Raw genomic sequence first — 24,183 nt, 5'->3', positions numbered from 1 at the left:
GACAAAACTTTACAAATTACGCTATGTACAAATAGGGATTTTCTCTCCTATAATTAACCATGTTAACCTAATAATCACTATAAAGATCCAACTACTTATTCATATGACAAAGGCAAACCAATGGAAATGTTGGGACGCAAAGCCTAGGCCTAAAGTATCGATACAGATGCCATGGTGGACAGGTTACCGAGTGAAAAGGAGTCCATCCTTACACGGGTGGACTCTTTTTATATGTATAAAATATTGGGAGGTAGGCTCTTTGTATGCTTAGGGAGAAAAACCGTGTCATGCTTTTCATTTCTACAATTATTGTGCTTTTATCGTTTCTAGTACACGCATTCGATTGGCTCGGTTTGGCCATGCAGCATGATCATCACCACCCGGATATGAACGGCTCTATGCTTCATTCCTTCCTTAATCAAACCTTCTTCGCTTTACCGATTATTTGCTTACTGCTTGCCGGATTATGCATGCGTTTACAAAAGGAGCAGCAGACCGTACCGCTTCTCATGACGCTGTCGCTCACTTTCAGCAGCATTTCCATCATCGCAGGCGGAAACGGCATGGTGGAATACCACTTCTCCATCTTTATGGTACTCGCCATTATTTTGTACTACGACCTCATCGCAATGCTTCTCGTTAGCACCGTCATCTTCGCACTTCAGCACGTACTCGGCTTCCTGCTTTTCTCTGAACTCGTCTACGGAACCAGTGATTACTCGCTGGCAATGGTCTCCATTCACATCGTGTTTGTTATCTTGTTTATCGGCGCTGTTACCTATCAAATCGTGACTCGCAGAGCGTTCATCCACGCACTGGAATCGGCTCAACAACAGAAAATTCAAGCAGCCGTCAAACAAATTATCGAGAACGTAACAGAAACCTCGGACCAGGTACTCATGAACTCTAAGGAGCTTAGCTGCAACGCGGCCACGCTCAATCTATTGGCAGGCGATATCGTGCAAACGATGCAGCTGGTGGATGCTACGGCGAATTTGCAGGAGAATGGCGCGCGAACAGGCAAGAAGGTGATCGGAGAGATGCTCCGCGACATTCATACCATTGCCGAAACGTCGGCTACGGTTTCTAATTTCTCGAATGAGGTGGCGACAGAGGCTGATAATGGGAATGAAGCCATTCAGAAGGCCGTCAGGCAGATGACAGCGATGAGCAATACCGTTCAAGAGTCCGCAACCAAAGTAAAGCTGCTCGGTCAGCGTTCGCAAGAAATAGATGATATTACAAGCTTGATTACAGACATCGCTTCCCAAACCAGCCTGCTGGCGCTGAATGCGGCAATCGAAGCGGCGCGGGCGGGCGAGCATGGCCGCGGGTTTACTGTCGTATCGAATGAGGTACGCAAGCTGTCTGAGCAAACGACGGCATCGGCCATGCGGATTGCGGAACTCGTCCAAGATATTCAAGCCAATAACCGCGCGTCGATTCTATCCATGGATCAAGTGATTACGGAGGTTTCGTCAAGCAATCAGGCGGTATGTGATGCGGGAGCTGCCTTCGAACGCATTATGCGATCGATTAAAACGGTCGCAGAGCAAATTCATTATATTTCCGGGGCCTCCCAGCAGATGTCGGCAAGCACGCAGCAATTTAACATCAATATCGAGGAAATCTCCCGCATGTCCGCCGAATTAACGGGCAGTGTGAAGACGGTCACAGGCAGCTCCAATGAGCAGCATCAGCTTATTTCCAGATCGTCGGAGCTTGCGGCAATGCTGGAGAAATTAAGCGATAAACTGGATCAAATCATGGTCAGCACGAGGAAATCTTTCCGCGCCATATAATCCGAAGAGTAGTGCAATTCTGACAAAAATGACTTTGCGTTCATAGCCAATATCAAGTATTATGAGTAGAAAAGACAAGATCTGGCTAAAAAGGAGACACAATGCTATGAATGCTTCGAAAAAAAGTCATTGTAAAATCGTCGACTGCACGATCCGCGACGGCGGACTCGTCAATAACTGGGATTTCAGCGTTGAGTTCGTTCAGCATCTGTACAACTCGCTGAATGAAGCTGGCGTCGAGTATATGGAAATCGGGTACAAAAACTCGCCAAAGCTGCTGAAAGGCGCTGAAGATGCTGGTCCATGGCGCTTCCTGGACGACGACTTCCTTCGTAAAGTCATCCCGCAGAAGCTGAATACGAAGCTCTCTGCACTTGTCGATATCGGACGGGTAGATGAGAACGATATTCTTCCACGCGAAGAGAGCATGCTCGATTTGATCCGCGTAGCCTGCTACATTCAGGACGTACCGAAGGCGCTGGAGCTGGTTAACGTATTCAACTCCCGCGGCTACGAAACAACACTGAACATTATGGCACTCTCCAATGTTATGGAGAACCAACTGCTTGAAGCTTTTGAATTGATCGAAGCTAGCGTAGTAGACGTCGTATACGTGGTTGACTCTTACGGCAGCTTGGATCCGAATGATTTCAACTACTTGGTCAGCAAGTTCCAGAAGTACCTGCCAAGTAAACGTTTGGGCGTACACACGCACAACAATATGCAGCTTGCTTTCGCCAATACGCTGGTTTCCGTTGAGAAAGGCGTCGAGTTCCTGGATGCTTCCGTATACGGAATGGGCCGCGCCGCAGGCAACTGCCCAACGGAACTGCTTGTCGCACATCTGAAGAACACGAAGTACAATGTGCGTCCGGTGCTGGATATGATCGAGAAGCACATGATTACGCTGCGTGAAAAAGAAGAGTGGGGCTATATTATTCCTTATATGATTACAGGTATGTTGGACGAGCACCCTCGTTCCGCAATGGCACTTCGCAATTCCGATGACAAGGACAAGTCGGTTGATTTCTACGATAAATTGACTACGCCTGAAGTACTGCACAGCAAATAAGTTCTACAAGAATAGACAAGCTCCCGGGCCTTTAGAGGCTCGGGAGCTTGTTTGTTTTTACGAGGATTGCCGCCAATGCTCGGTCCGGTATTCGCTCGGTGTCACGCCGAATTGCCGTTTGAACATCCGATTGAAGAAGCTTAAATCCTCGAAGCCTACTTCAAGGGCAATGGACATGACTTTGCCTGAAGTCGTCTCGAGCAGCTTCTTCGCTTCTTGCAGGCGAATATGGTTGCGGAACTCAATAAAGGTCATGCCGATATGCTGCTTGAATTTGGTGGTGAACGTCGTTTGGCTGAGGTTGCAGAGGGAGCTGAGCTGCTGCAAACTTAGCGGCTGCGCATAATGCCGCCTCGTAAAATCGCAAACATTCCGGATGAGCGCGCCTTCATCATTTGCCGCAGTCATCGGTTTCTTCAGCGAGCGCTCATAGCAGCGGCTTAAATAGATAAACAGCTGCATAATATGCGCTCTTACCATTAGCTCATAGTTGGCTTCACGATGCGTATCTTCATAAACAAGCCGATCGAGGATGGCGAGCGCCTCCATTCGGTCCAGCCTGCCGATATTCATCACGGATTGATCGCGTGTTTTCTCCCTAAGAAAGGGCTCGACGTAGAAGAAATCGATAAATGCCGTGACGCCGGCCATATGCGAGAGCTCTTGCTCGAAATAATAAGGGTCGAAAATAATATTGTTTACGGTAAGGGGCGTGCCCGGCAACCGTTTGTAGCCATGAGGGACATGGCGATGGATGATGAAGATATCTCCTTCGCGAATGAGAAACTGCTGATCTTGAAATAAATGAATGCCCTGGCCTTCCGTCACATAGATAATTTCGACAAAATCATGGGTATGCAGCTCGTAATCCACGGTGACCGGTGCGCGAAATGCCCGAAACGGAAATGAAGGGTTATCCATAAACTGCTGGTTCACATAATGATCCATACGCTGCCCCTCCAAGTGGTCAGAAAGTCCAACCTTCTCGTTAAATTACCCAATCGAGCAGAGTCGATCGTGTAATAAGTTTACTATAGCAGAACCGTCTTAATTGGAGAATGAGGAACAAGAACCTGGGGAGGGAAAGGTATGGATACGGCTTCACACAAGCAAGTGGCATTTGATTTGCAAGTTCATTTGGAGGAGTTTTATCGTAATGGGTTCACTGTAATAAGAAATATGCTGGACGAGGAGCGAGTGGATACGTATCGGGAAGCGTTCGAGCATGAATTTAAGACGACGGAGCCTGACGGCTACGGCGCCAACTTGCGCACGAAAATGTTTGAGCGAAATAATCTGTTTCTGCAGCTGATCGATGAGGAGCGGACAGTGGCATTTGCTGAAGCGGTGCTCGGCAAAAACTGTCATATGTTCTCCAACAACGGACTATACACGACACCCGGTACCGGCATAGATTTCTGGCATGTGGACGAGGATCTATTCTTCCCTATTCCGGAGGAGGCCCAGCTGGACCGGCGCATTCAGATGCCATGCTTTATGTTTACTGCGATGTACTATCTAACCGATGTGACAGAAGACATGGGGCCGACGCAGCTTGTCCCGGGGAGTCACCGGAGCGGCAGGCATCCTGCCTCACCGAAAGAAACGCCAATCTATAACGGTCAAGGACCGGTCTCGATTGTCGCCAAGAAAGGCGATATGCTGATCTTCAACGGTCAGACCTGGCATCGCGGCGCACGCAACGAAAGCAGCCAAATTCGGATGGTTCAGCAGGTGACCTATGGCCGCCGCTGGGTATCGCAGCGGTTCTATCCGTTCATTACCTATACGATGCCGCAGCATGTGATTGAAGCGGCGAAAGATAATCCACGGCTCACTCGTCTGCTCGGATTTCATCCGCGCGGGCCGTATGGATAAATAGGCATATTCTCATTGAATTTTTGGAGGGCATCCATTACAATAGAGTCCACTCATGGAAGTGATTGGCGTTACGAACTGTTGAAGGAGTGGATGCGGCTTGAAGAAATCATTAGCGCTAATCATCGAACAATTGGAATCGCGTCAAACCATGCAAGCCCTGTCTCCGAAAGGGGTATGGGATGCTGCACTCGATCAGGAAATAGCCGCTTTACCTCTAATTTCCGCCGGAACGCCCAAGTCCGCGCTGCCCGCGCTCATCGCGCTCAAGGCCGGATTGCATTTGCTTAACGAAAGCTTGGACGCGTCACATGAACAGTCCCAAGAGATTGAGGATGACCCGACAGGCTGCTATTGGCATGGCATTATGCACCGGATGGAGGGTGATTTCTCCAACGCGAACTACTGGTTCAGCAATGCAGGCGCCCATCCGGCGATGGAGAGCTTGCAAACACGGGTAGCGGATTGGCTGCAGAACAGCGTCATACTAGGCGATTTGCAGGAAGGTGCCATTCGTGACGCACTGCAAACGATGAAACGCCAAGTGCGCTGGCAGGCTCCGGCACTCACCAGCATGATTGCTCTTCAAGAGAGCGGGACGATTTCCGAAGAAGCCAGAGGCGCGATCGAGTATGTGCAGCATATGGAGCTTATGGAGTTGTTTACGTATACGTATGAAGCGGCCAAACGTGCTGTAGCAGAATCATCGATATAAACCATAAAAGCTGTATCCGCGACCTCCGGAAGGAGCGGATACAGCTTTTTTTAGTAAAGGGTTATTCAGATGTCTGCTCTTTGTATCGTGGGCTGTTTCCTTCATCTTGGTTCTTCGCCGCTTCGGTTTGAGGAGCTGTTCGCTGCCGGAACGGCCACCAATTCGCTTCACCGAACAGATTGGCAAGGGCGGGAATGACAAGACCCATAAAGACAGTCGCATACAGGATCAGACCAATTACGATGCCTGCACCGATTTGCAGGAGTGTATTCACGCCGGACATCATAAGTGCGGCGAATGTACCGCCCATTATGACCGCAGCGGAAATAATTACGCCGCCAGTCGTCGACATCGCCTTCGTCATCGCATACGTAATGCCTCGCGGTCGATATTCTTCCTTGAACCTTGCCATGAGGAAGATGCTGTAATCGACGCCAAGCGCTACGATAATGAGGAAGACGAAGAATGAAGCGCTCCAAGATAAGCCTTCCTTGCCAAGCAATTGAACGAATATGAATTCGACGATGCCCATGGTGACCAGGAAGTTAAAGCCAAGAGAAAGCAGGACATAAAGCGGTGCTAGAATCGAACGCAGCAGAATCATCAATACGATGAAAATACCGATTAACACAAACGCGCCTGTACGTGTAAAGTCTTTCTTCGAGATATCCTTCAGCTCCGAAATTTGTGCCGACGTGCCGGATACATACACTTTCGTTCCTTCGATGGCACTTCCTTCGAAGCTATGGTTCAGTGCGTCCCGAATCTGATCAACCGTTGTCAACGCCTCAGGAGAATACGGGTTGACCGACAAGACAATGTCCATCTTAGCCGTCTCCCCGTCAGCGGAGATATAGTAATCGAGCGCTTGCTTCAGCTCGGGACTGCCGAGTGCTTCCTGAGGCAGATTCCAGCCCGGAATTTGACTGTCCCCAATTGTGCTTTGCGCATCCTTCACGGAAGCGAGTCCCTTCGAAATGTCGCTAAGACCTGCAGCGCCGTCCTTCAAGCCGCCGGTAAGCTCTTGAAGTCCGTTACCGAGCTTCGCCGTACCGTCGGCAGCTTGGGTTTGGCCGTCTGCCAGCTGGCCAAGTCCGTCCGCAACCTTGTTCACGCCGGGATTCAGTTGGGTGAAGCTTGCCGACAGCTTAGATGCACCGGCATAGAGGTCATTTAATCCTCCGGATAGTCCTTGCTGCTTGCCTAGCAGCTGCTGCATGGCAGGCTCATTCTTTAGCTCCGGATATTTCTTCAGCAAGGCCTGCAAATCTTTGCTCATGGAGCCCGAAACCTCGGCGCTCTGCTTGAGTCCGCCGGATAGTCGGCCGACGCCTTGGGACGCCTGCTGCATGCCGCCGTAGATTTGCTTCAGCCCGCTCTGCGCTTCATTGGTGCGGGAAGCCATCGTCCGTAAGCCATCGGTCAGCTTCTGAATATCGGCTTGCCCGCTCGTAATGGAGCTGCCCGCCGTAAGCAGACCGTCCGCTACTTGATCGACGCCCTCTTTCATCTTATCGAGTGCGTCAGAGGTTCGCGTCAGTTGGTTCGAAACCGTTAGATCCGCCAGCTGTTCGCCGAGCGGTCGTACGGCGCTTCGCACTTCTTTGACGCCGTTTAGCTTCGCTACATTTGCGCTTGCCGTTTCGAGAGCAGCCAGTGCAGCCGGATTGCGCATCGACTCATCCGATCGCAGCGCTACGGACAGCGGGAATACTTCTCCGGCGCCGAAGGCATGCTCCACTTGACGGAAGCCTTGCACGGAGCCGAGCTGCGGATTAATCTCAGCTAAGTCGTCAAAGGACCGTTTGCCATGGTACAAGAACGTAATCGGCGTAAGCAGCAGTACCGTGACAACCAGAATGGCTACTGGCCTGCGTGCGGCAAGAGCAGCCATTGCACCCCACAGCTTAGATTCGCCGTGGCCCTGTCCGCTGGCTACTTTGCTCGGCCAGAAGGTAGCTTTGCCGAAGATCATCAATAATGCAGGGGTCAATGTAAGTCCTGCGATGAGCGTCACGGCAACGCCGATCGATACGCCTACGGCGGATTGGTACAGGCCGAACTGGGCGAAGCCAATGAGGAAGAACGCAACGAATACCGTACTTGCGGAGAAGGCAACGGTCTTGCCGACGGTCCGCATCGTTCTTACTATTGCTTCTACTTTGTCGCCGTCATGACTAAGCTCCTCACGGAAGCGCTGAATAAGCAGGATACAATAGTCGGTTCCCGCACCGAACAATACGGCGATTAGGAAGGATTCGGTAAAGGACGAAACCGGCATCCCGTAATCCGTTGCCAGCGCAACGAGCCCGCGTGTGATGACTAAGGAAATGCCAATCGTAATAAGCGGGATGAACGGCGCGACAGGGGAACGGAAAACAAGGAGCAGAATAACGAGCACGAGCGCGACGGTAAGCAGCTCCGTTTTCTTCAAGCCTTCCTCAGAGCTCTGTTGAAAATCTTTGCCGATAGGGGCACTCCCCGTGAGCTCTACCTTACTTCCGCTCGGAGCACCTTTCACTTTAGCAGCTAGTATATCTACCGCCTCTTGGGTGAGGGCATCATTATCTGCACGGGTGAACCCGACGATAAGCATCTCGGTCGTACCGTCCTTGCTGCGGAACTTCTCCGCAAGCTCAGGCGTTTCGTAAGCCGACTGTACCGACTTAAAGCCATCCTTGCCGCTCAGCAGTGTAAGCTCGGCAGCTTTGGCTTTGAGCCAACTGCGATCCTGCTCGGTCATGCCGCCTTCGCGGGAATAGACAAGGATCGCACTGGATTTGGTGGTTGTCTCCGGATTGATCTGTTCCATGAGCTGCTTGGCTACGACGGATTCAGAATCGGCCGGAATAAATTTCTGCTCGGTTTGACGGACAATGGCCGCAAGATCAGGCAGCGCAAACATGGAGGCGACGGTAATCACCAGCCAGCCGATCAGGATTGCCCATTTGGCGCGGGCAATTCCGCGAATGATACGTTCAGACATTTTACTACCTCCCCGAAACTGAACTAACATGTTCTCTATGATTAGTTATAGCGCAAGACAAAACCTTTCGTCAATAATTTTGTACCGACGGTCATAATTATTTAACAGGTACAGAAATCAGACGAATCCTTGAATTCGGTTTTATTCGCAATAGATGAATTCTATGTATAAAGCTGAATTTTATACCGATGGTCAACTCGTGTTTACGGCGTGTATGGGCTATGCTACAATTAGCATGAACTGAACCCGAACAACTTAGATGGAGGATATAGCGATGAACCGCGAGCTCAAGAAAGAACAGACACGCATTCGAATCAAAGAAGCTGCGCTCTCTTTATTTGCTGAGCTGGGTTACGAGCAGACATCCGTTGAAAGCATTGCCAAGCAAGCCGGCGTTGCGAAAGGCACTTTTTTCAATTATTTCGCTTCCAAGGATGAACTGATCTGCGATTTGCAAGCGATCTTTGCGTTAAACGAGGTGGCGAAGCTCAAAGACAAGCCCGGCCCGTTGGTGCCCCGTCTGCAGCTGCTGTTATTCCAAATCGTGAAACAATTCGAGCTTAGCAAACCGCTTACGCGCGCATTATTTCAAGCCATGCTGGGCAGTGCCAAGGCGCTTGATACCCATAACTCGATGCTCACGACGCTCAAAGAAGCCTTGCTGCCGCTTATAGCCGAGGGGCAGGAGAACGGCGAGTTTCGCAGAGATATGCCGGCTGAGATGATGGCCCAGCAAGCCTTTCAAGCTTACTTCGGCACGCTCTTCGTCTGGTCGATGGAGGAGAACGAGGATACACTAGATAACCGAATGGCCATTACCTTCGAACTCTTCTTCAAAGGGATTGCCGTGCAGTAACCCTTAATATGACAAAAGCAGCTCCGGTTCAATCATTCCTTTGCAGAATGATTACCGGAGCTGCTTTTTTAGTAAACGCGGTTAGAAGCCGATGAGCTCGCCGTCGCCTCGGATGGCTGCAGCGTGATGCTGGGCATTCGGATGGAAATACCCGCCTGCCTGGAACGGTTTGCCGCCGGCGGTTATGCCGGATAAGGATATGCCGATGTCCTCGGATTCATGGAACATGTGGAGCAGTGCGGTTTGGGTCATACCGTCGATCTCTATGTACCAGAGCTTGTAGCCGGCGTCCGTGACCACAACCAAATGGGCGGACCTATAAAGTAACTTCGTGGTTACGTCGTTATAAGTAATGTTCAGCTCTGCTAGCGAGTAAGTTTCCATAAGGCAGCAGCGCTCCTTTCTTCCCCAAAAATATACTTCCCCCGATTGTACTGTCGTGCCAGCGATAATGCAACAATTTGAAACCCGATTCCGTCGATGGTTATAAGCCAACTTTTACATAAAATGGTTTGGCTTCCAATAGAATCGAGGGGGAATTCGGATGCAACAACGTAAACGAATAAACAGAGAACATGCACCGAGTAATGAGAAGGTAACGGGAAAAGGAAAGCTCAAGGCGTCGCTTCTGCTGCTGGCTGCACTAACGTTGGTGCTGGCGGGATGCTCCTCCGCCGATAATCAGAATGATTCCGCATCCAATAGTTCGAGCAGCAATACGGCCACGGAAACAACGGATAACAGCGCCGCAGCGGATAGCAGCAGTAGCAGTAACCGTAACACGAGCAATTCGAGCAGTAAAGACAGCGGAGATTCGTCCGTTTCGGAAGAGCCTGCTCCCGCGGCAGACGACTCCTCCGGTGATAAAGAGGAGACGGCTCCACCGGGTAGCCAGTACGATGACTCCGAGCCGGGCCAGTTGACTGCCGGGGAGTGGAACGACCTTACCTCGTGGAGGGAATGGATAAAGCTGCTGAATAGCGGTGAAGGCAGAGAGCAGCAATCGTACTGGTCCTTTTTTCCGCAAAATAGATTAGAGGTTGTTGTGACCGGAGGCGGTAAGCCGGTATCCGATGCGGAGGTCAGCCTTGTCGATGAGGATGGCGATACGGTGTGGGAGTCTCGGACCAATATTGAGGGAGAAGCTTCAGCTTACGCGGCACTATTCGATGAGCAGCAGGACCAAGAGAAGTACGGGGTTATCATTCGTTCGGGGAATCAAGAGAAGCAGTATGAGAATGTGCAGGTTCCAAGAGGTTCCGCGCTGCAGGTCGATCTGGACGAACAGGTGAAGCCGTCGCTTGGCGTTGATCTGATGCTCGTTGTCGATACAACTGGTTCCATGCAAGATGAGCTGGATTTTCTGAAGTCGGAGCTGAAGGACGTCGTCGCCCGCGTCGGCAGGGATAACGGCCAGCAGCTGGATATTCAAGTAAGCACGAATTTCTACCGGGACCGGAGCGATAAATATCTCATCAAGGATTATCCGTTCACGAAGGATATCGATACGGCCGTTAAGCAGATTTCTCAGCAAAGCGCAGCAGGTGGAGGCGATTTCCCGGAAGCGGTAGATGAGGCACTGGACAATGCGATCAATGATCATAAATGGAGCGGCGATGCAAGGGCCAGACTGTTGTTCCTCGTTCTTGACGCTCCGCCGCATCACGAGCGCAAGGTTACGAAACGCATTCATGAGCTGATGGAATCAGCCGCGGCAGAAGGAATACGGATCATTCCGGTTGCCTCAAGCGGCGTTGACGTTCAAACGGAATATCTCATGCGCTTCATGGCTACGGCGACAGGCGGCACTTATTTATTTCTAACGGATCACAGCGGGATCGGAAATGATCACATGGCGCCGGCTGTCGGGGAATATGAGGTGAAACGTCTCAATGATTTACTCGTGGACGTCATCAGTCGGTACACGTCAGAATAGAACTCTTTTTGTCGGAAAATGTTTTAGAAAAGCTTTGTAAAGATGCTGGACAAAAAGGCACGTAATGGTACAAACTAGAGGAGATTATCCGAAATCGGAATTACCTTCCAATTCATAATTGCAATGTTGAAAATATGAGAAAATTGGTGAATTTTGTGATTGAGGCTGCGGAGCGAAGGTTCAGAATCAGGCCTCTTGGAGATCGGGCGCTTGTCGTTTATTTGGAGGATGAAGGGCCTGAAAGCGAGCGCTGGCCGCTTGCTGCCGGGATGGCGGAATTACTGCGAGAGTCAGGGCTGACTTGGCTCGTCGATGTGGTTCCGGCTTACGCTACGGTCACCGTTGTTTATGAGGGGTTCGACTATGAACAGGCAGCCGCCGAAGTGGAGCGAATGCTGCTGGGTACGCAGCAGCATTACGCTGCTGCACCTAGGCTTATCGAAATTCCGGTCTGCTACGGCGGTCGATACGGACCCGATCTGGCAGCGTGCGCCTCGCGTGCAGGCATGACGGAAGCGAGCTTCATTGCTTGCCATGCTGCTGCGGAGTACCGCGTCGCCATGATCGGCTTCATGCCGGGCTTCCCTTATTTGAACGGCTTGCCGGCAGAGCTCCGCCAACCGCGTCTTGCCGCGCCGCGAAGCAGCGTGCCCGCTGGGGCTGTCGGCATTGCCGGCGGACAAGCCGGCATCTATCCGCTATCGACGCCGGGAGGGTGGCAGCTGATTGGCCTAACGCCGCTTCGGTTGTTTGATCCGAAGCGAGCGGAGCCTTTTCTGCTGCGCATGGGCGATGCGCTGCGGTTTGTTCCGATTTCCGAGGAGGACATGAAGGAGCAAGGTGAAGCGCCATGAGTCTGCGAATAATCAAGCCGGGATTACATACAACGGTACAGGATTTGGGACGACCCGGCTGGCGGCGCTTCGGCATTCCCGAAGGCGGCGCAATGGACAAGATCGCGCTGCGGACGGCGAATCTGCTTGTCGGTAATGCGCCGGGCGCAGCTGGGCTTGAGCTTACGCTGAATGGCCCGCTGCTGCTGGCGGAAGAAGCGATGCTGATCGCCGTGTGCGGCGCCGACATGACTCCGTCTATCGACGGTGAGGCGCTCCCGCTGCAGCGGCCGGTTTGGATTGACGCCGGAACGGTCATCCATTTCGGTTCCGCGGCTAGCGGCTGCCGCGCCTATGTCGCGGCAGCCGGCGGCATTGCCGCCGAGGCGGTGCTCGGCAGCCGCAGCACGGACACGCGTGCCGGCATCGGCGGCATCGCGGGGCGCAAGCTGCGCAGCGGCGACGTGCTGCCGCTCGGCAGCGCCGCGCCTTGGGCGGCGGCGTGGCACGCCGCGCTAGCCGCGGCAGGGCCGCAGGGCCGCCGCAGCTGGGCGGCCCCGGGCTGGTTCGCGCCGCCGCAGGCGCAGGCGCTGCTGCGCGGCAGCGCAAACCCCGCCGGCATCCGGCTGCGCGTGATGCCGGGCGCCGAGTACGGGCAATTCCGCGAGGCGGCCCGTACGGCGCTCATGCGGGAGCGCTATCGTGTAGCTCCCGCATCAGACCGAATGGGGGTCCGCCTAGATGGGCCCCCGCTCGGGATGGAGGACAGCGAAGAACTGCTGTCCCATGGCGTCATCGCCGGCACGATACAGGTGCCGCGCGGCGGCGCGCCGATTATCCTCGGCGCAGATTGCCAGACAACAGGCGGCTATCCGAAGCTCGCGCATGTCATTGCGGCAGACCTGCCGCTGCTCGCGCAGTGCAAGCCGGGCGATTATATCACCTTCGAAGAAGTGACGCTGGAAGAAGCCCAGCTGATCGATCGGGAGCAAGAACGCGGCATGCGACAGCTTGCTGCAATTCTCGCCATTTGCAAAAGAAGCAAGTAAGTTGAAATTGGGATCATGAAAGGACCGCCAAAAGCCGATATGACTAATATCCCCGATTTATCGCGGTCACAGCAGGTGATCGATCTGAACTGTGATTTTGGCGAAAGCTACGGCATATATACGTTTGGTCATGATACTGAACTGCTGGCGCATGTGACTTCTGTGAATATTGCCTGCGGCTTCCATGCCGGAGATCCTCATGCGATGCGTGAAGCGGTGTATCGCGCGGCTGAGGCAGGAGTGGCAATTGGCGCGCACCCCGGCCTGCCGGATAGACTGGGCTTTGGACGCCGCGAGATGGCGGTCAGTGCCCAGGAAGTCTATGATATGACGCTCTATCAAATCGGCGCGTTAGATGCCTTCGTTCGTGCAGCCGGCGTCAGCTTGCGCCATGTGAAGCCACATGGCGCGCTCTATCATATGGCAGGCCGCAGGGAAGAGCTTGCAGAAGCGTTCGTTCGCGCGGTGCGCGTGTACGATCCTTCCCTCATTATCTATGGACAATGGGGAAGCGCGCTCCTCACAGCGGCGGATAAACAGCACATGCAGTCGGCATCGGAAATATTCGCGGATCGTTCTTATCAAGAGGACGGGACGCTTACTCCCCGCAATCAGCAGGGGGCGACGCTGGCCTCCTCTGAAGAAGCCCTGCTCCAGACGCTTAGCATCATAACAACGGGGACAGCAAGGACAATCGAAGGCAAAGAGATCGTTATACAAGGAGACACCGTTTGTCTCCATGGCGACGGTCAGCGTGCAGCGGAATTTGCCGCTGCACTGCGCAAAGGCTTAGAAGCAGCGGGGATTGCTCTTCAATCGCCGACATCACGCAGGTAACTTGCCGCTTTCGAGAAGATACTGCTCTGCTCATATCTTTCGAACATACTTACATGGGCATGCAGGGCAGCATCGGCTTTCTTTGTTGAAGGAGGACATCAAGACAACATGTCTATAAATAGGGCGGAAAAAATAACGATGTGGACGGCCTTTGCCGCCATCATCAGCTTTATACTCATGCGGGTATTTCATAGCGAACTCTATCGCCCGATTACGGGTCGAGCTTATTTATTTGTGCATTCCGGCATCGAATTTAATAGTTATGCTGTGAGCTTCACCATGCTGGTGTTAGGTTGGCTGTTCTTCGTCAAGTCTTTATCGAAGCATCGGCTCTATACGGCTGCATTATTCGGTGCTGTAGGCGTGTTCGATATGCTTCACGGACTTACTGCAGAGGGTATGCCGTTCTTCCATCGCGTTGGGGAAACTAATTTATCCGCTTTGTTCTCCATGTCTGCCCAGTTCATAGGTTCAGTCGGGTTGTTTATCATCTTCCGCAAGAATGATGCACCCGTTTCGGCAAGGAAACGGCTTCCGGCCGTGTTGATATCACTCGGATCTGCAACTGTAATCGGATTCGCCTACTTTGCCTTGGCTGATCGGGCCAACATTGCCGTGCTCACGGGTGATTCGCTCAAGCTGTTGAAAGTACTTGTTTATTTCGTCATCATCTTCTCTTACCTGAGTACGATCGGCATGGTGCTTTACCTGAATCGCAATGAGCGGCCTCAAGCGCTGCTAACTATTATACAATCGCTTGTTTTCTTCTTGTTTGCCAATTTACAGTTCATCCTAAGCCCTGGCAGCGTGGACACGGATATGCTCCTGGGGCATGTATATAAATTGGCCGGTTTCTACTTCCTGATGAAGGGAATCTATTACGTCACGCTCGAAGAGCCGTTCAAACAACAGAAACGGACGGAATCACGCATCAATTTCTTGGCGTATCACGATGAACTTACCGGCTTGTCGAACCGGCGCCAGCTGCAGGAACAGCTCGGTGCGGAGCTGGTGCGCGCGCAGCAGAGTAATCATAAGCTGGCCGTATTTCTACTGGATATCGACAGGTTCAAAACCTTCAATGATGCGCTGGGCCATTCGTTCGGGGATCAGATGCTGCAGGCCGTTTCCCAGCGGCTGCGACTGGCAGCCGGCCCATCGAATCATGTGTTCCGCATGGGTGGGGATGAGTTTGTCCTCTTAATGCCGGACATTAAAGACGCGGAGACCGAGCAGGTAGAAACTAGAGCTAAAGCGCTTATGGGGCTCTTCGATGCACCGTTTGTGCTGGGCGAAGCGGAATATCATATTACGATTAGTCTTGGCATTTCCTTCTTTCCGCAAGATGGCGAAAGCGTGGAGGTACTGCTCAAGAATGCGGATACGGCTATGTACAGCGCCAAGGCACATCGCAATGAATTCTCCAGCTACGATCCGGAGATGAATCGTAAATCGCATGATCGTCTAAGGCTGGAGAGCGATCTGCGCCGGGCGATCGAGCAGGAGCAGTTCACGCTGGCTTACCAGCCGCTCGTAAATTTAAGCACAGGCAAAGTCATTGGCGTCGAGGCATTGGTACGCTGGAATCATCCGCAGCGGGGATTGCTTCCGCCGGGTGATTTTATCCCGCTTACGGAAGAGAATGGGCTTATCCTTCAGTTAGGCGAATGGGTGCTCAAGGCCGCCTGCAAACAGAACGTCGCTTGGCAGGAAGCAGGCTTACCGCCAATGATGATGTCCGTGAACCTGTCGATGCGTCAATTTAGACAGCATCAGCTGGCGGAGCGCATTAAAGGCATATTGGATCAAACGGGTATGCCGCCGAAGTATCTGGAGCTGGAGATTACGGAGAGTATGACCAGTGATGTGGATTTCGCCAGCGATACACTGACCAGCTTGAAGGAAATAGGCGTACAGATCAGCATTGATGATTTCGGTACGGGCTACAGCTCGCTGATCTCGCTTAAACGGTTCCCAATCGATAAGCTGAAGATCGATCGCTCCTTCGTCAGCGACTTGACGCAAGGCGGCAGCGATGCGGCTATTGTCTCCACCATTACAACGATGGCCAAGAACTTAAAGCTTAAAGTGACAGCCGAAGGCGTTGAGAATGACGAACAGATTAAGTTCTTGCGTGAGCGCAACTGCGAGGAAGCGCAAGGCTTCTACTTCACCAAGCCGATTCCGGCAAATTTGTTCGAGAACTGGTACAGGCATCGCAGCAGTCAAACGGCTTAAGCTCTTAAGAGGCTTAAGAGGAGTGTTCACCTATGCAGCATCGGCTAACAACGGTATTCATCTATGGCTCGCTCTTGCCGGGCCATAGCAATCATCATGTCTGTGCAGGCTTCATTCAATCTGCTGCGCCGGGTGTCATTCATGGAAGGCTGGTCGATTACGGACCTTACCCCGCGATGCTGCGTGATGCCTCAGCTTTCGCAAGCGGTGCGAGTGTTCGTGGATTGTGGATTGTAGTGAATGAGCAAGGTTTGAAACGGATGGATGAACTGGAACAGTTCGCGGGAATTGAAGAGGTGAACGATTACGATCGGGTTTGGGTAACCGACATCCGTCAGCCGGAACAAAGCGGCTGGGTTTATGTATGGGATACGCCGAGAGGCTGCCCGCCAATCGCGGAGGATTATTGGCCTGACTTCTACGCCCGCAAGCGGGTCTGACCTGCATATGCGATTACTCGTTCGGCGTCGGAATCGACATCGATATACGTAAGGATAAATTACGCTCAGTCGCCTTGCTGAGCGTTTTTGCGTTGTTGAACGTATGGATGATACCGAAGGCGAGCACCAAGCAAGCCATCGTAAAGACAATCACGCGTTTTACTTTGTGAATGACAGCCGTTCCGTCATCACGGTGGATTCGTCTGCGTCTAATGGATTGGCGCCAGATGAGCAGTAATGGTGCTGCTAGGATAATGAGCCCAACCGTAATCATCTGCTTCCGGTAAGCCATGCCAAGCGGGAATACGTTAATGGAAGCGTACAGGAACGCTTCGATGACCAGAACTTGAATCGGGACTACCAGCGCGACTTCAGACGCCGCACGGCGCTTTGTACGGCTCACAGCATCATCCGGGTGCTTCACGGTAAGCCGAGCCAAATTGAGCAGCCGAGAGACGGAATAGAAGGCAATGGCAGCAGTCGGCAGCATGATGAGCGCGAAGAACATCAGAGCATTATCAAGCACAAACCAGTTGCGGTAGGAATATGTCGCGATCAGCATGATCATTTTGGCTATAGCCAGGAGCGTCATGGAGCTAAGCAAGGCGAGCGTTAGAATGGCAGTGCGTCGCAGACTGTGAGTCGTACGCCGGAAGGCCATGCTGCCGGTTGAGAGCCCTGCAAAGAGAGACAGCAAAAGCAATAGAACGGCCATCGCCGCATTGATGACATACACTTGTGTGGACATATTCGGTTTCCCCCCATTTCCACGGAATGAACTAGTTTTAGTTTACTTGGAAGCGCTACGGTTCGAGAACGGGCGCAAGTCCAGTGCTGAAACTGGACTTAGGTCGTAGTAGTATGCGCATGATATAATTTATTCCTTGCGTTTGCGATATTGCGAAGGAGACACCCCATAGTAGGCGGTAAACTGCTTCGTAAAATGATGAATAGAGGCATAGCCTAAATCCTCTGCAATTGCAGTGATGGTCCGGTTGCTCTCCCAGAGTGCGGCTGCTGCTTGCTTCATGACCGCACGGCTCCAATAGGCTTTCGGTGAGAGGCCTGCTGTCTGCTTGAAGAGGGAGTGGAAGCGTGTTTTCTGAAGCCCGCTTTGTGCCAGCCAGCTCGTATAATTCGATCCTGCATGCGCCTCTTTATCGATGCGGTGCATTATCGCTGCCATTCGGTAGTCGCTGTGCCAGCTTTCGCCGGCAATCTGGATGAACTCCAGCATAAACGCTTTGAGCAGACTGTGTGCGACCATATCGCCATATGCGCGCTGCTGTTGATGCTGCTTCACAATATGGGGAAATAAGTCCATCAAGACGGTATGATGCTGCAAATGAAAGAGATACGGCAATGCATCAAGGGCGGTCTTTGCGCGCAAGGTTGTTAATAGTTCTGGGAGCAGATCAGCCGGATGCCAGTACAAGTGATGCTCGGTTGACCGCGGCTTCTCATTCCAAAGCTCGAAATACAAATTATAAGTAGCTAATCGATTGTCATGGTCGGTGAAGAAGGAATGCATAAGCTGCGGCGGCAAAAAGATCAGATCGCCCTTCTTCAGCGGGTACGTCTGCCCGTTTATCGTAATACTTCCTCTGCCCCCATCGACGAGATGAAAGGCATAACAATAGCCGAAGCGGCCGTATTCGAACTCGTTTCGCTCATAAGGGAACTGATAGTGATGCCCGATGCGGATGAATGGCTGTATCTCGCTAATAAGCTGCTGCATTCCTGCATCCAACCTCGATTCACTCCCCGCTGCATGTCCCGCCATCTCTCTATTGTATCACGAAGCGTGCAGATCCTGAACTGTACCGAGCATGAAAAAAAAGCCCAAGTCTCTCGAGTGGAGAGGGCTTGAGCTTATAGTTCTCCGGAATGAAACGTAAGTCTCTGCCGAAAGATCGGCGAAAGCCGTTATACCTTATATTGAATCTTACAGGTCGCCCCAGTTGAGGTTGGACGATTTGCTGTAGTTGGTTACTTTCTGCTCGAAGAAATCGGTTTTCATCCCGTTCATATTGCTGAAGCTTTCCACCCATTTCATTGGATGCTCGACGATTTCCGGATACAGAATATCGAGATTCAGCTTGCGCAGACGTTCATTGGATAGGAACTTAATGTACTTCTCAATGATTTCGTCAGTGAGGCCGGGAATGGTGTTGTTTGTGATGTATTGACCCCATTCAATCTCATGCTCAACAGCTGTGCGCATCATTTGGCGAAGCTCTTCGATAAGAACCGGCGTGAACAGCTCCGGATTTTCTTTGCGCACTTCACGGAAAATACCTTGGAACAACGCTAAGTGAGTCAATTCATCACGTTGGATATATTTGATCTCAGAGACGGTACCGAGCATTTTGCCTTGGCGGCCAAGTGCATAGAAGAAGCTGAATCCGCTGTAGAAGTAGATCCCTTCCAGGATATAATTCGCCATGATTGTTTTGATCAGGTTTTGCGACGACGGATTAGCAATGAAATTCTCGTAGAGATCGGTGATGAACCGGTTCCGCTTCAAGAGGTTCTTATCCTCGCGCCACAGGTTATAAATTTGATCGCGTACTTCCGGAGAAACCACGCTGTCTAGAATATAGGAATAGGATTGACTGTGAACAGCTTCCTGGAAAGTATGGACCGTTAAGCACAGGTTTACCTCAGGCGCTGTAATATATTCGTTTACGTTCGGCAGGTTAGCCGTTTGAAGCGAATCCAAGAAGATAAGGAAGCTGATAATTTTATCGTAGCTGTTACGCTCGGAGAGCGACAGGTTTCTGTAATCTTTAGCATCCTGAGCAAGTGGAATTTCTTCCGGAATCCAGAAGTTATTCATCATCGTACGGTACATCTTCGTTGCCCAGTCATATTTCACATTGTTAAGCTCAATCAGATTGGTCGTATTGCCGCCAATCATGCGACGCATGCCCCAATCGCGGTCGCCTTCTTCATTGAACAATTTCTTCTTTTGCAGGTCCATTAAATGGGCTGCCTCCTTCTATTCGTTCCTAAAATAAGCTGCAAGCAAAAGATCACGTTGAAAAGGTGCCCGGAGGGTAGTATGGAGTCGGAAAAGCGTTAGCGGTCGCCTTTGCAAGCCGGATTACAACCATAGAATGGTTTATTGTTAAAAAGTAATCCGGCTGCAACAGCGATTGGAGACCCATACTGCCCGCAGGGCACGTTTTTTCAACATTCTCTTTAAGCGCTGCAGCTTACGCAATCTTCAACTTCCAAACTCTTGTTGCGGCAATAGTAAACGGTTTTGAGGCCGTTCTCCCAAGCTGCCATGTAGAGATCCATAAATTCCTTCGCCGTGTATTCCGGCGTAATGTACAGGTTAAACGATTGCGCTTGATCGATATGGCGCTGACGGCGGCCCGCTGCGCGGATGCTCCAGTGCTGATCGATGTGATGCGCTTCTTTGTAGAACCAGAACGTTTCTTCGTTCAGGTTAGGCGCAGTTTGCGGGATGACCGCATTCTTCTTCTCTTCAACGAAGAATTTGTTGAAGATCGGGTCAATACCTGCAGTGGAACCGGCGATCAAGGAAGTGGAGGCTGTAGGTGCAATCGCGAACATCCATGCGTTACGGACGCCGTTCTCAGCTACATCCTTCTTCAGTTTCTGCCAGTGCGGCGCATCATAACCGCGGGAATCGAAAAATTCTCCCGTGTGCCATTCACTGCCTTCAAATACGCGGTAAGCGCCTTTTTCTTTGGCGATTTCCATCGATGCTTTGATTGCGCAGTAGTTGATCCACTCATATAGCTCGTCAGCACGATCCAAATGCTCTTCGGATTCCCAGGCAATGCCGTTAAGGGCAAGCCATTGGTGGTAACCGCTCGTACCAAGACCGACCGCACGGTACTTCTGGTTCGTAATTTCCGCTTGCGGGATTGGGTAGTGGTTAAGGTCGATAACGTTATCCATCATCCGCATTTGGCAAGTAACAACCTCTTCGATTTCCTCTTTCGTTCTGGAACGGCCAAGGTTAAGGGAAGAGAGGTTACACACGACATAGTCGCCGCTTTTCACTTGCGTAGTAATAACGCCGTCTTCATGAGTGGTTGTGATATATTCAGTCGGGCTCATGTTCTGGCAAATTTCCGTGCAAAGGTTAGAACAATAAATGATACCTTTATGTTTGTTCGGGTTCGCGCGGTTTACCGTATCGCGGTAGAACACGAATGGTGTGCCTGTTTCAAAGGAGCTTGCAAGAATTTTCTTCATGATGTCGATAGCCGGTACTTCATCGCGGGAGATCGCAGGGTTGTTCACGCACTCTTCGTAACGACGTTCCCACTCTTCGCCCCATGAATCCTCAAGTGCCCAGCCCATATAGCTGCGTACTTCGTGAGGATCGAACAGGAACCAGGAGTCACGCTCTTGTACTTTGCGCATGAACAAGTCAGGAATGCAGACACCAGGGAAGATGTCATGTGCTTTCATCCGGTCATCGCCGTTGTTTGTTTTAAGATTAAGGAAGTCGAAAATATCTTTATGCCATACGTCGAGGTAAACCGCGACTGCGCCGGAACGAACGCCGAGCTGGTCAACGGCAACCGCCGTGTTGTTGTAGTTCTTGATCCAAGGCACCACGCCGCCGGCAACGCCTTTGTATCCGCGGATGTTGGAGCCACGGCTACGTACTTTACCGATGTAGATACCCATGCCGCCGCCGAATTTGGATACTTGCGCGAAGCTGGAGTCTACGTTGTAGATGCCCCACAGGTTATCTGGCACTGTATCGATAAAGCAGCTGGAAAGCTGGTGGAACGGTTTACGTGCATTTGCAAGTGTAGGAGTAGCAACTGTCATTTGAAGACGGCTGAGCACATCGTAGAACTTGCGTGCCCAAGCGAGCTTGTCATCTTCTTTCATAGCCAGATGCATCGCTACGCCCATGAACAATTCTTGTGGAAGCTCAAGCACGTCGCCGCTGAAGCTCTTGATCAAGTAGCGGTCTGCAAGTGTTTTGAGGCCGATGTAGTTGAACAAGTAGTCGCGTTCAGGCACGATGTAGTTGCCGAGCTCACGGATTTCATCACGGGTGTAATACTCTAATATGTAGCTCCCGTAAAGCCCTTTGTCTGTCAAATACGTAATCAGCGAGTAGAAGTCTCCGTAGCCGAAATAGCCGTATTTGCGATTGATTGCAGATTCTTTATAAAGATCGTACACAAGAAGTTTGGCTGCAACGTACTGCCAGTTCGGCTGTTCGATGCTTGTTTTTTCTACCGCAACCTGTGTGAGTGTACGCTGAATTTCTTTGGTTGTAATGTTGTTGCGGAAATAAGGAAGCAAAGCAGTTTCTAGCTCAAGCGGATCGCAGTCGTTATAGCCGACACACGAGAAATCAATAACTTTCTTAAGCTTTGAAAAAATCAATTCTTCTTTCTGACCGTTCCTCTTAATAATATCCACGAGCAGAGCCACTCCTTGTCGAAGGATGTCGTCTGACAACCTCTTATACACAATATGTTGTTAGTACTACCCTAAATTACACCAATATATAGTGGCTGTCAAGTTATACTATTCGACAACTGGCCTTGCCGTTACTGCTGTTTTGAGGGGTTGAAAAGCCCATGAAAACGTACGGCTGCGGCATTTATTACCGATCGGGACAGCTAATTCTATAAACGAAGCTAATATAAAAAAGTGAGTACTATATTAATTGCGGACACTAATTATAGCACTAACTGTAGGGGCTGTGTGGTGACAATAATAGGGATAAAGATGGGCCGTTCCCAACCGTGAAAAGATGTTCAAACAACGTTTGGATTTTTCGTTGGTGTTCGCCCATCAGCTTTAGTACACTTATTCTGAGTTTATTGTTCATATATAAAGAGAGGACGTGACTACACGACATCATGAACCGCCGTATTCGATATAAATCCCATTCCGCAATTCAAGCCATCGTCCTGTGCATCTGGATGTGCCTCCTCCTGATCGGCATCCCGGGCTTGGCTTCCGCACACGCTGAGCTTGAACGCTCCACACCAGAGGCTAACTTCAAATATGAGCAAAGCCCGAAGACGGTTGAGCTGCGTTTTAACGAATCCATCGAAGCTAAAGTAGGCTCCATAGAAGTACTCGATTCCAAATCACGACCTGTTACGAGCGAAAGCGCGCAAGCAAGCAAGGATCATACTTCGCTGTCACTGCCGCTTCCATCGCTTGGCGAAGGCGTGTACACCGTGTCTTATTCTGTCATTTCCGAGGACGGCCATCCCATTAGCGGATCTTACGTCTTTATTGTAGGAAATCCTCAGGAGGGGGTGGATGCAGCCACATTTGATCCCCACAAGGAGCTCGGTCACGAAGGACACAGCGCCTCTACGCAGCTGACGACAGGACAATTTATTATTTACGCAGCCCGTATCGTTTATTATGGTTCGCTGCTCTGGGCAGCGGGACTCATGCTATGGCCATTGCTGACGCGAGGTCGCGGCAAACTGCTGCCCGACATGCAGCGAAAATGGGAACAGATCGCGATGCGGACACTGCTGGTTGGTTCGCTTGTGTATATTTTTGTCCATGCCCGTGAGATATTGACCGGTTATCCGAGAGATGAATACAGCAAGCTCTTCTTGCAGACGAACATCGGACGCGAATGGATCGCGCTGCTGGTCCTTGTACTCCTAGGATTTATCATCGTCCGTTTCCCTGCCATTTTGAAGACCATTTGGGCATTACTTATTCTTGCCCTTGAGAGCTGGAGCGGTCATGCAGCGGTTTTCTCTCCGAAAATCGCTTCGGTCATGTTTGATTTCGTCCATTTGGCTGCTGCTGCGATCTGGGTAGGCGGATTGATCCTGCTAGGTGTACTTTGGCAGGTGGATCGCAAGGAAGCCGGACGTTTCGCCGTCTTGTTCTCCAGAGCGGCGCTGCTGTCGCTTGCACTTCTTATCCTGTCGGGAATTGGCATGACGCTGCTGTTCCTGCCTTCACTTGCCTACCTGTTCTACACGGCATGGGGAACGATCTTACTGGTCAAAACAGGACTTGTTCTGCTCGTGTTAATCGTTGGCGGCATTCTTCATCTACGTGTACGCAGAGGCGATCTGCCGACAAACGTGCTGCTTCGGATAGATGCCGGGCTGATGGCGCTGATCATAGTGGCGGCCGCACTCTTTACCTATATAAGTCCGCTGCCGGCGAATGAACCGGTCGTTTATCACAAAATGGGTGACACCATGCATCTGTCCCTGCGCGTAACGCCGAATAAGCCGGGCGATAACCAGTTTATCGTGAAGGTATGGCTGCCGGATGCGGTAGGCGCGCCGAAATCCGTTACAATGCGCTTGTATGCACTGAATCAGAAGAAGGAGCTCGGCCCGATTCAGGTGCCGATTGAGCTTTTCGAAGATACTGAAATTACTTCCTTTGACGGCTACGTAAAGGCTGCATACAAAGCAGAAGGCCCATTCGTACCATTCGCAGGCCGTTGGCAGGCCGAGATTCGCGTGTTGGATAAAGACGATAACGAGCAAGTGCAGAAGGTTGAGTTCCGGAATTATTAATAGAGGCGGAAG

At 51.4% G+C, this 24,183-nt stretch carries 19 protein-coding genes and 1 riboswitch; of the genes, 12 read left to right on the top strand and 7 right to left on the bottom strand.

Features of this window, described 5'->3' with window-relative positions; translation table 11 throughout:
- The first annotated feature begins 101 nt into the window (after positions 1-101).
- Positions 102-191: riboswitch (cyclic di-GMP riboswitch) on the top strand.
- Positions 192-263: 72 nt separating this feature from the next.
- Positions 264-1,802 carry a methyl-accepting chemotaxis protein gene (locus AC6ESO_RS14845; RefSeq protein WP_497092011.1) on the top strand — a complete coding sequence of 513 codons (1,539 nt, stop codon included), beginning with the start codon at positions 264-266 and terminating at the stop codon, positions 1,800-1,802.
- A 106-nt stretch (positions 1,803-1,908) separates the two neighbouring features.
- Positions 1,909-2,874, top strand: coding sequence for an aldolase catalytic domain-containing protein (locus AC6ESO_RS14840; protein WP_497092010.1), 966 nt, complete (start codon positions 1,909-1,911; stop codon positions 2,872-2,874).
- Between the two features lie 57 nt (positions 2,875-2,931).
- Here AC6ESO_RS14840 and AC6ESO_RS14835 read toward each other — a convergent pair whose 3' ends face one another.
- On the bottom strand, positions 2,932-3,822 hold the full coding sequence (locus tag AC6ESO_RS14835; RefSeq protein WP_497092009.1) for a helix-turn-helix domain-containing protein: 891 nt from the start codon (positions 3,820-3,822) through the stop codon (positions 2,932-2,934).
- Between the two features lie 141 nt (positions 3,823-3,963).
- Between AC6ESO_RS14835 and AC6ESO_RS14830 the strand changes: the two genes are divergently transcribed.
- A complete protein-coding gene (locus AC6ESO_RS14830; RefSeq protein ID WP_497092008.1) occupies positions 3,964-4,752 on the top strand; it encodes a phytanoyl-CoA dioxygenase family protein in 789 nt (262 codons plus the stop codon).
- Between the two features lie 100 nt (positions 4,753-4,852).
- Positions 4,853-5,467, top strand: coding sequence for a hypothetical protein (locus AC6ESO_RS14825; RefSeq protein ID WP_497092007.1), 615 nt, complete (start codon positions 4,853-4,855; stop codon positions 5,465-5,467).
- 61 nt (positions 5,468-5,528) lie between these two features.
- Here AC6ESO_RS14825 and AC6ESO_RS14820 read toward each other — a convergent pair whose 3' ends face one another.
- Positions 5,529-8,453 (bottom strand): MMPL family transporter, encoded by a 2,925-nt coding sequence (locus tag AC6ESO_RS14820; protein ID WP_497092006.1) that lies wholly within the window; start codon positions 8,451-8,453, stop codon positions 5,529-5,531.
- Positions 8,454-8,727: 274 nt separating this feature from the next.
- Here AC6ESO_RS14820 and AC6ESO_RS14815 point away from each other — a divergent pair, with 274 nt between their 5' ends.
- Entirely contained in the window at positions 8,728-9,309 is a 582-nt protein-coding gene (locus AC6ESO_RS14815) for a TetR/AcrR family transcriptional regulator (protein WP_497092005.1), read from the top strand.
- Between the two features lie 81 nt (positions 9,310-9,390).
- On the opposite strand, the gene AC6ESO_RS14810 is transcribed toward AC6ESO_RS14815, so the two are convergent.
- Positions 9,391-9,693: a hypothetical protein gene (locus AC6ESO_RS14810; protein ID WP_497092004.1), complete on the bottom strand. Its 303-nt coding sequence runs from the start codon at positions 9,691-9,693 to the stop codon at positions 9,391-9,393.
- Positions 9,694-9,853: 160 nt separating this feature from the next.
- Between AC6ESO_RS14810 and AC6ESO_RS14805 the strand changes: the two genes are divergently transcribed.
- The 6 genes from AC6ESO_RS14805 (at position 9,854) to AC6ESO_RS14780 (ending at position 16,642) form a co-directional block, all read left to right on the top strand.
- On the top strand, positions 9,854-11,245 hold the full coding sequence (locus AC6ESO_RS14805) for a VWA domain-containing protein (RefSeq protein ID WP_497092003.1): 1,392 nt from the start codon (positions 9,854-9,856) through the stop codon (positions 11,243-11,245).
- 146 nt (positions 11,246-11,391) lie between these two features.
- Positions 11,392-12,099: a 5-oxoprolinase subunit PxpB gene (gene pxpB / locus AC6ESO_RS14800; protein WP_497092002.1), complete on the top strand. Its 708-nt coding sequence runs from the start codon at positions 11,392-11,394 to the stop codon at positions 12,097-12,099.
- Positions 12,096-13,127 carry a 5-oxoprolinase subunit C family protein gene (locus tag AC6ESO_RS14795; RefSeq protein ID WP_497092001.1) on the top strand — a complete coding sequence of 344 codons (1,032 nt, stop codon included), beginning with the start codon at positions 12,096-12,098 and terminating at the stop codon, positions 13,125-13,127. The genes pxpB and AC6ESO_RS14795 overlap by 4 nt, the downstream gene beginning before the upstream one ends.
- A gap of 39 nt (positions 13,128-13,166) precedes the next feature.
- Positions 13,167-13,964, top strand: a complete 798-nt coding sequence (locus AC6ESO_RS14790; protein WP_497092150.1) for a LamB/YcsF family protein — start codon at positions 13,167-13,169, stop codon at positions 13,962-13,964.
- Between the two features lie 108 nt (positions 13,965-14,072).
- Complete coding sequence (locus AC6ESO_RS14785) at positions 14,073-16,202, top strand: bifunctional diguanylate cyclase/phosphodiesterase (RefSeq protein ID WP_497092000.1); 2,130 nt, start codon at positions 14,073-14,075, stop codon at positions 16,200-16,202.
- A gap of 32 nt (positions 16,203-16,234) precedes the next feature.
- Positions 16,235-16,642, top strand: coding sequence for a gamma-glutamylcyclotransferase family protein (locus AC6ESO_RS14780; RefSeq protein ID WP_497091999.1), 408 nt, complete (start codon positions 16,235-16,237; stop codon positions 16,640-16,642).
- Between the two features lie 13 nt (positions 16,643-16,655).
- Here AC6ESO_RS14780 and AC6ESO_RS14775 read toward each other — a convergent pair whose 3' ends face one another.
- The 4 genes from AC6ESO_RS14775 to AC6ESO_RS14760 all read right to left on the bottom strand — a co-directional run bounded on the left by AC6ESO_RS14775 (position 16,656) and on the right by AC6ESO_RS14760 (position 22,072).
- On the bottom strand, positions 16,656-17,390 hold the full coding sequence (locus AC6ESO_RS14775) for a hypothetical protein (protein ID WP_497091998.1): 735 nt from the start codon (positions 17,388-17,390) through the stop codon (positions 16,656-16,658).
- Between the two features lie 129 nt (positions 17,391-17,519).
- Entirely contained in the window at positions 17,520-18,392 is an 873-nt protein-coding gene (locus AC6ESO_RS14770; protein ID WP_497091997.1) for an AraC family transcriptional regulator, read from the bottom strand.
- 195 nt (positions 18,393-18,587) lie between these two features.
- The gene (locus AC6ESO_RS14765; RefSeq protein ID WP_090977289.1) at positions 18,588-19,625 is read right to left on the bottom strand and encodes a ribonucleotide-diphosphate reductase subunit beta; all 1,038 of its coding nucleotides are present in this window, start codon (positions 19,623-19,625) and stop codon (positions 18,588-18,590) included.
- Positions 19,626-19,846: 221 nt separating this feature from the next.
- Entirely contained in the window at positions 19,847-22,072 is a 2,226-nt protein-coding gene (locus AC6ESO_RS14760) for a ribonucleoside-diphosphate reductase subunit alpha (RefSeq protein WP_494821916.1), read from the bottom strand.
- Positions 22,073-22,518: 446 nt separating this feature from the next.
- On the opposite strand from AC6ESO_RS14760, the gene AC6ESO_RS14755 reads away from it, so the two are divergent.
- Positions 22,519-24,171 carry a copper resistance CopC/CopD family protein gene (locus AC6ESO_RS14755; RefSeq protein ID WP_497091996.1) on the top strand — a complete coding sequence of 551 codons (1,653 nt, stop codon included), beginning with the start codon at positions 22,519-22,521 and terminating at the stop codon, positions 24,169-24,171.
- Positions 24,172-24,183: the final 12 nt, after the last annotated feature.

This window comes from Paenibacillus rhizoryzae (genome assembly GCF_059686995.1).
This window is presented reverse-complemented; position numbering and strand designations above follow the sequence as displayed.

Excerpts from the sequence above, each read along its gene's own strand:
- AC6ESO_RS14845 (WP_497092011.1), top strand. The coding sequence starts at position 264 with ATGCTTAGGGAGAAAAACCGTGTCATGCTTTTCATTTCTACAATTATT.
- AC6ESO_RS14840 (WP_497092010.1), top strand. The coding sequence starts at position 1,909 with ATGAATGCTTCGAAAAAAAGTCATTGTAAAATCGTCGACTGCACGATC.
- AC6ESO_RS14835 (WP_497092009.1), bottom strand. The coding sequence starts at position 3,822 with ATGGATCATTATGTGAACCAGCAGTTTATGGATAACCCTTCATTTCCG.
- AC6ESO_RS14830 (WP_497092008.1), top strand. The coding sequence starts at position 3,964 with ATGGATACGGCTTCACACAAGCAAGTGGCATTTGATTTGCAAGTTCAT.
- AC6ESO_RS14820 (WP_497092006.1), bottom strand. The coding sequence starts at position 8,453 with ATGTCTGAACGTATCATTCGCGGAATTGCCCGCGCCAAATGGGCAATC.
- AC6ESO_RS14815 (WP_497092005.1), top strand. The coding sequence starts at position 8,728 with ATGAACCGCGAGCTCAAGAAAGAACAGACACGCATTCGAATCAAAGAA.
- AC6ESO_RS14810 (WP_497092004.1), bottom strand. The coding sequence starts at position 9,693 with ATGGAAACTTACTCGCTAGCAGAGCTGAACATTACTTATAACGACGTA.
- AC6ESO_RS14805 (WP_497092003.1), top strand. The coding sequence starts at position 9,854 with ATGCAACAACGTAAACGAATAAACAGAGAACATGCACCGAGTAATGAG.
- AC6ESO_RS14795 (WP_497092001.1), top strand. The coding sequence starts at position 12,096 with ATGAGTCTGCGAATAATCAAGCCGGGATTACATACAACGGTACAGGAT.
- AC6ESO_RS14790 (WP_497092150.1), top strand. The coding sequence starts at position 13,167 with ATGACTAATATCCCCGATTTATCGCGGTCACAGCAGGTGATCGATCTG.
- AC6ESO_RS14785 (WP_497092000.1), top strand. The coding sequence starts at position 14,073 with ATGTCTATAAATAGGGCGGAAAAAATAACGATGTGGACGGCCTTTGCC.
- AC6ESO_RS14780 (WP_497091999.1), top strand. The coding sequence starts at position 16,235 with ATGCAGCATCGGCTAACAACGGTATTCATCTATGGCTCGCTCTTGCCG.
- AC6ESO_RS14775 (WP_497091998.1), bottom strand. The coding sequence starts at position 17,390 with ATGTCCACACAAGTGTATGTCATCAATGCGGCGATGGCCGTTCTATTG.
- AC6ESO_RS14765 (WP_090977289.1), bottom strand. The coding sequence starts at position 19,625 with ATGGACCTGCAAAAGAAGAAATTGTTCAATGAAGAAGGCGACCGCGAT.
- AC6ESO_RS14755 (WP_497091996.1), top strand. The coding sequence starts at position 22,519 with ATGAACCGCCGTATTCGATATAAATCCCATTCCGCAATTCAAGCCATC.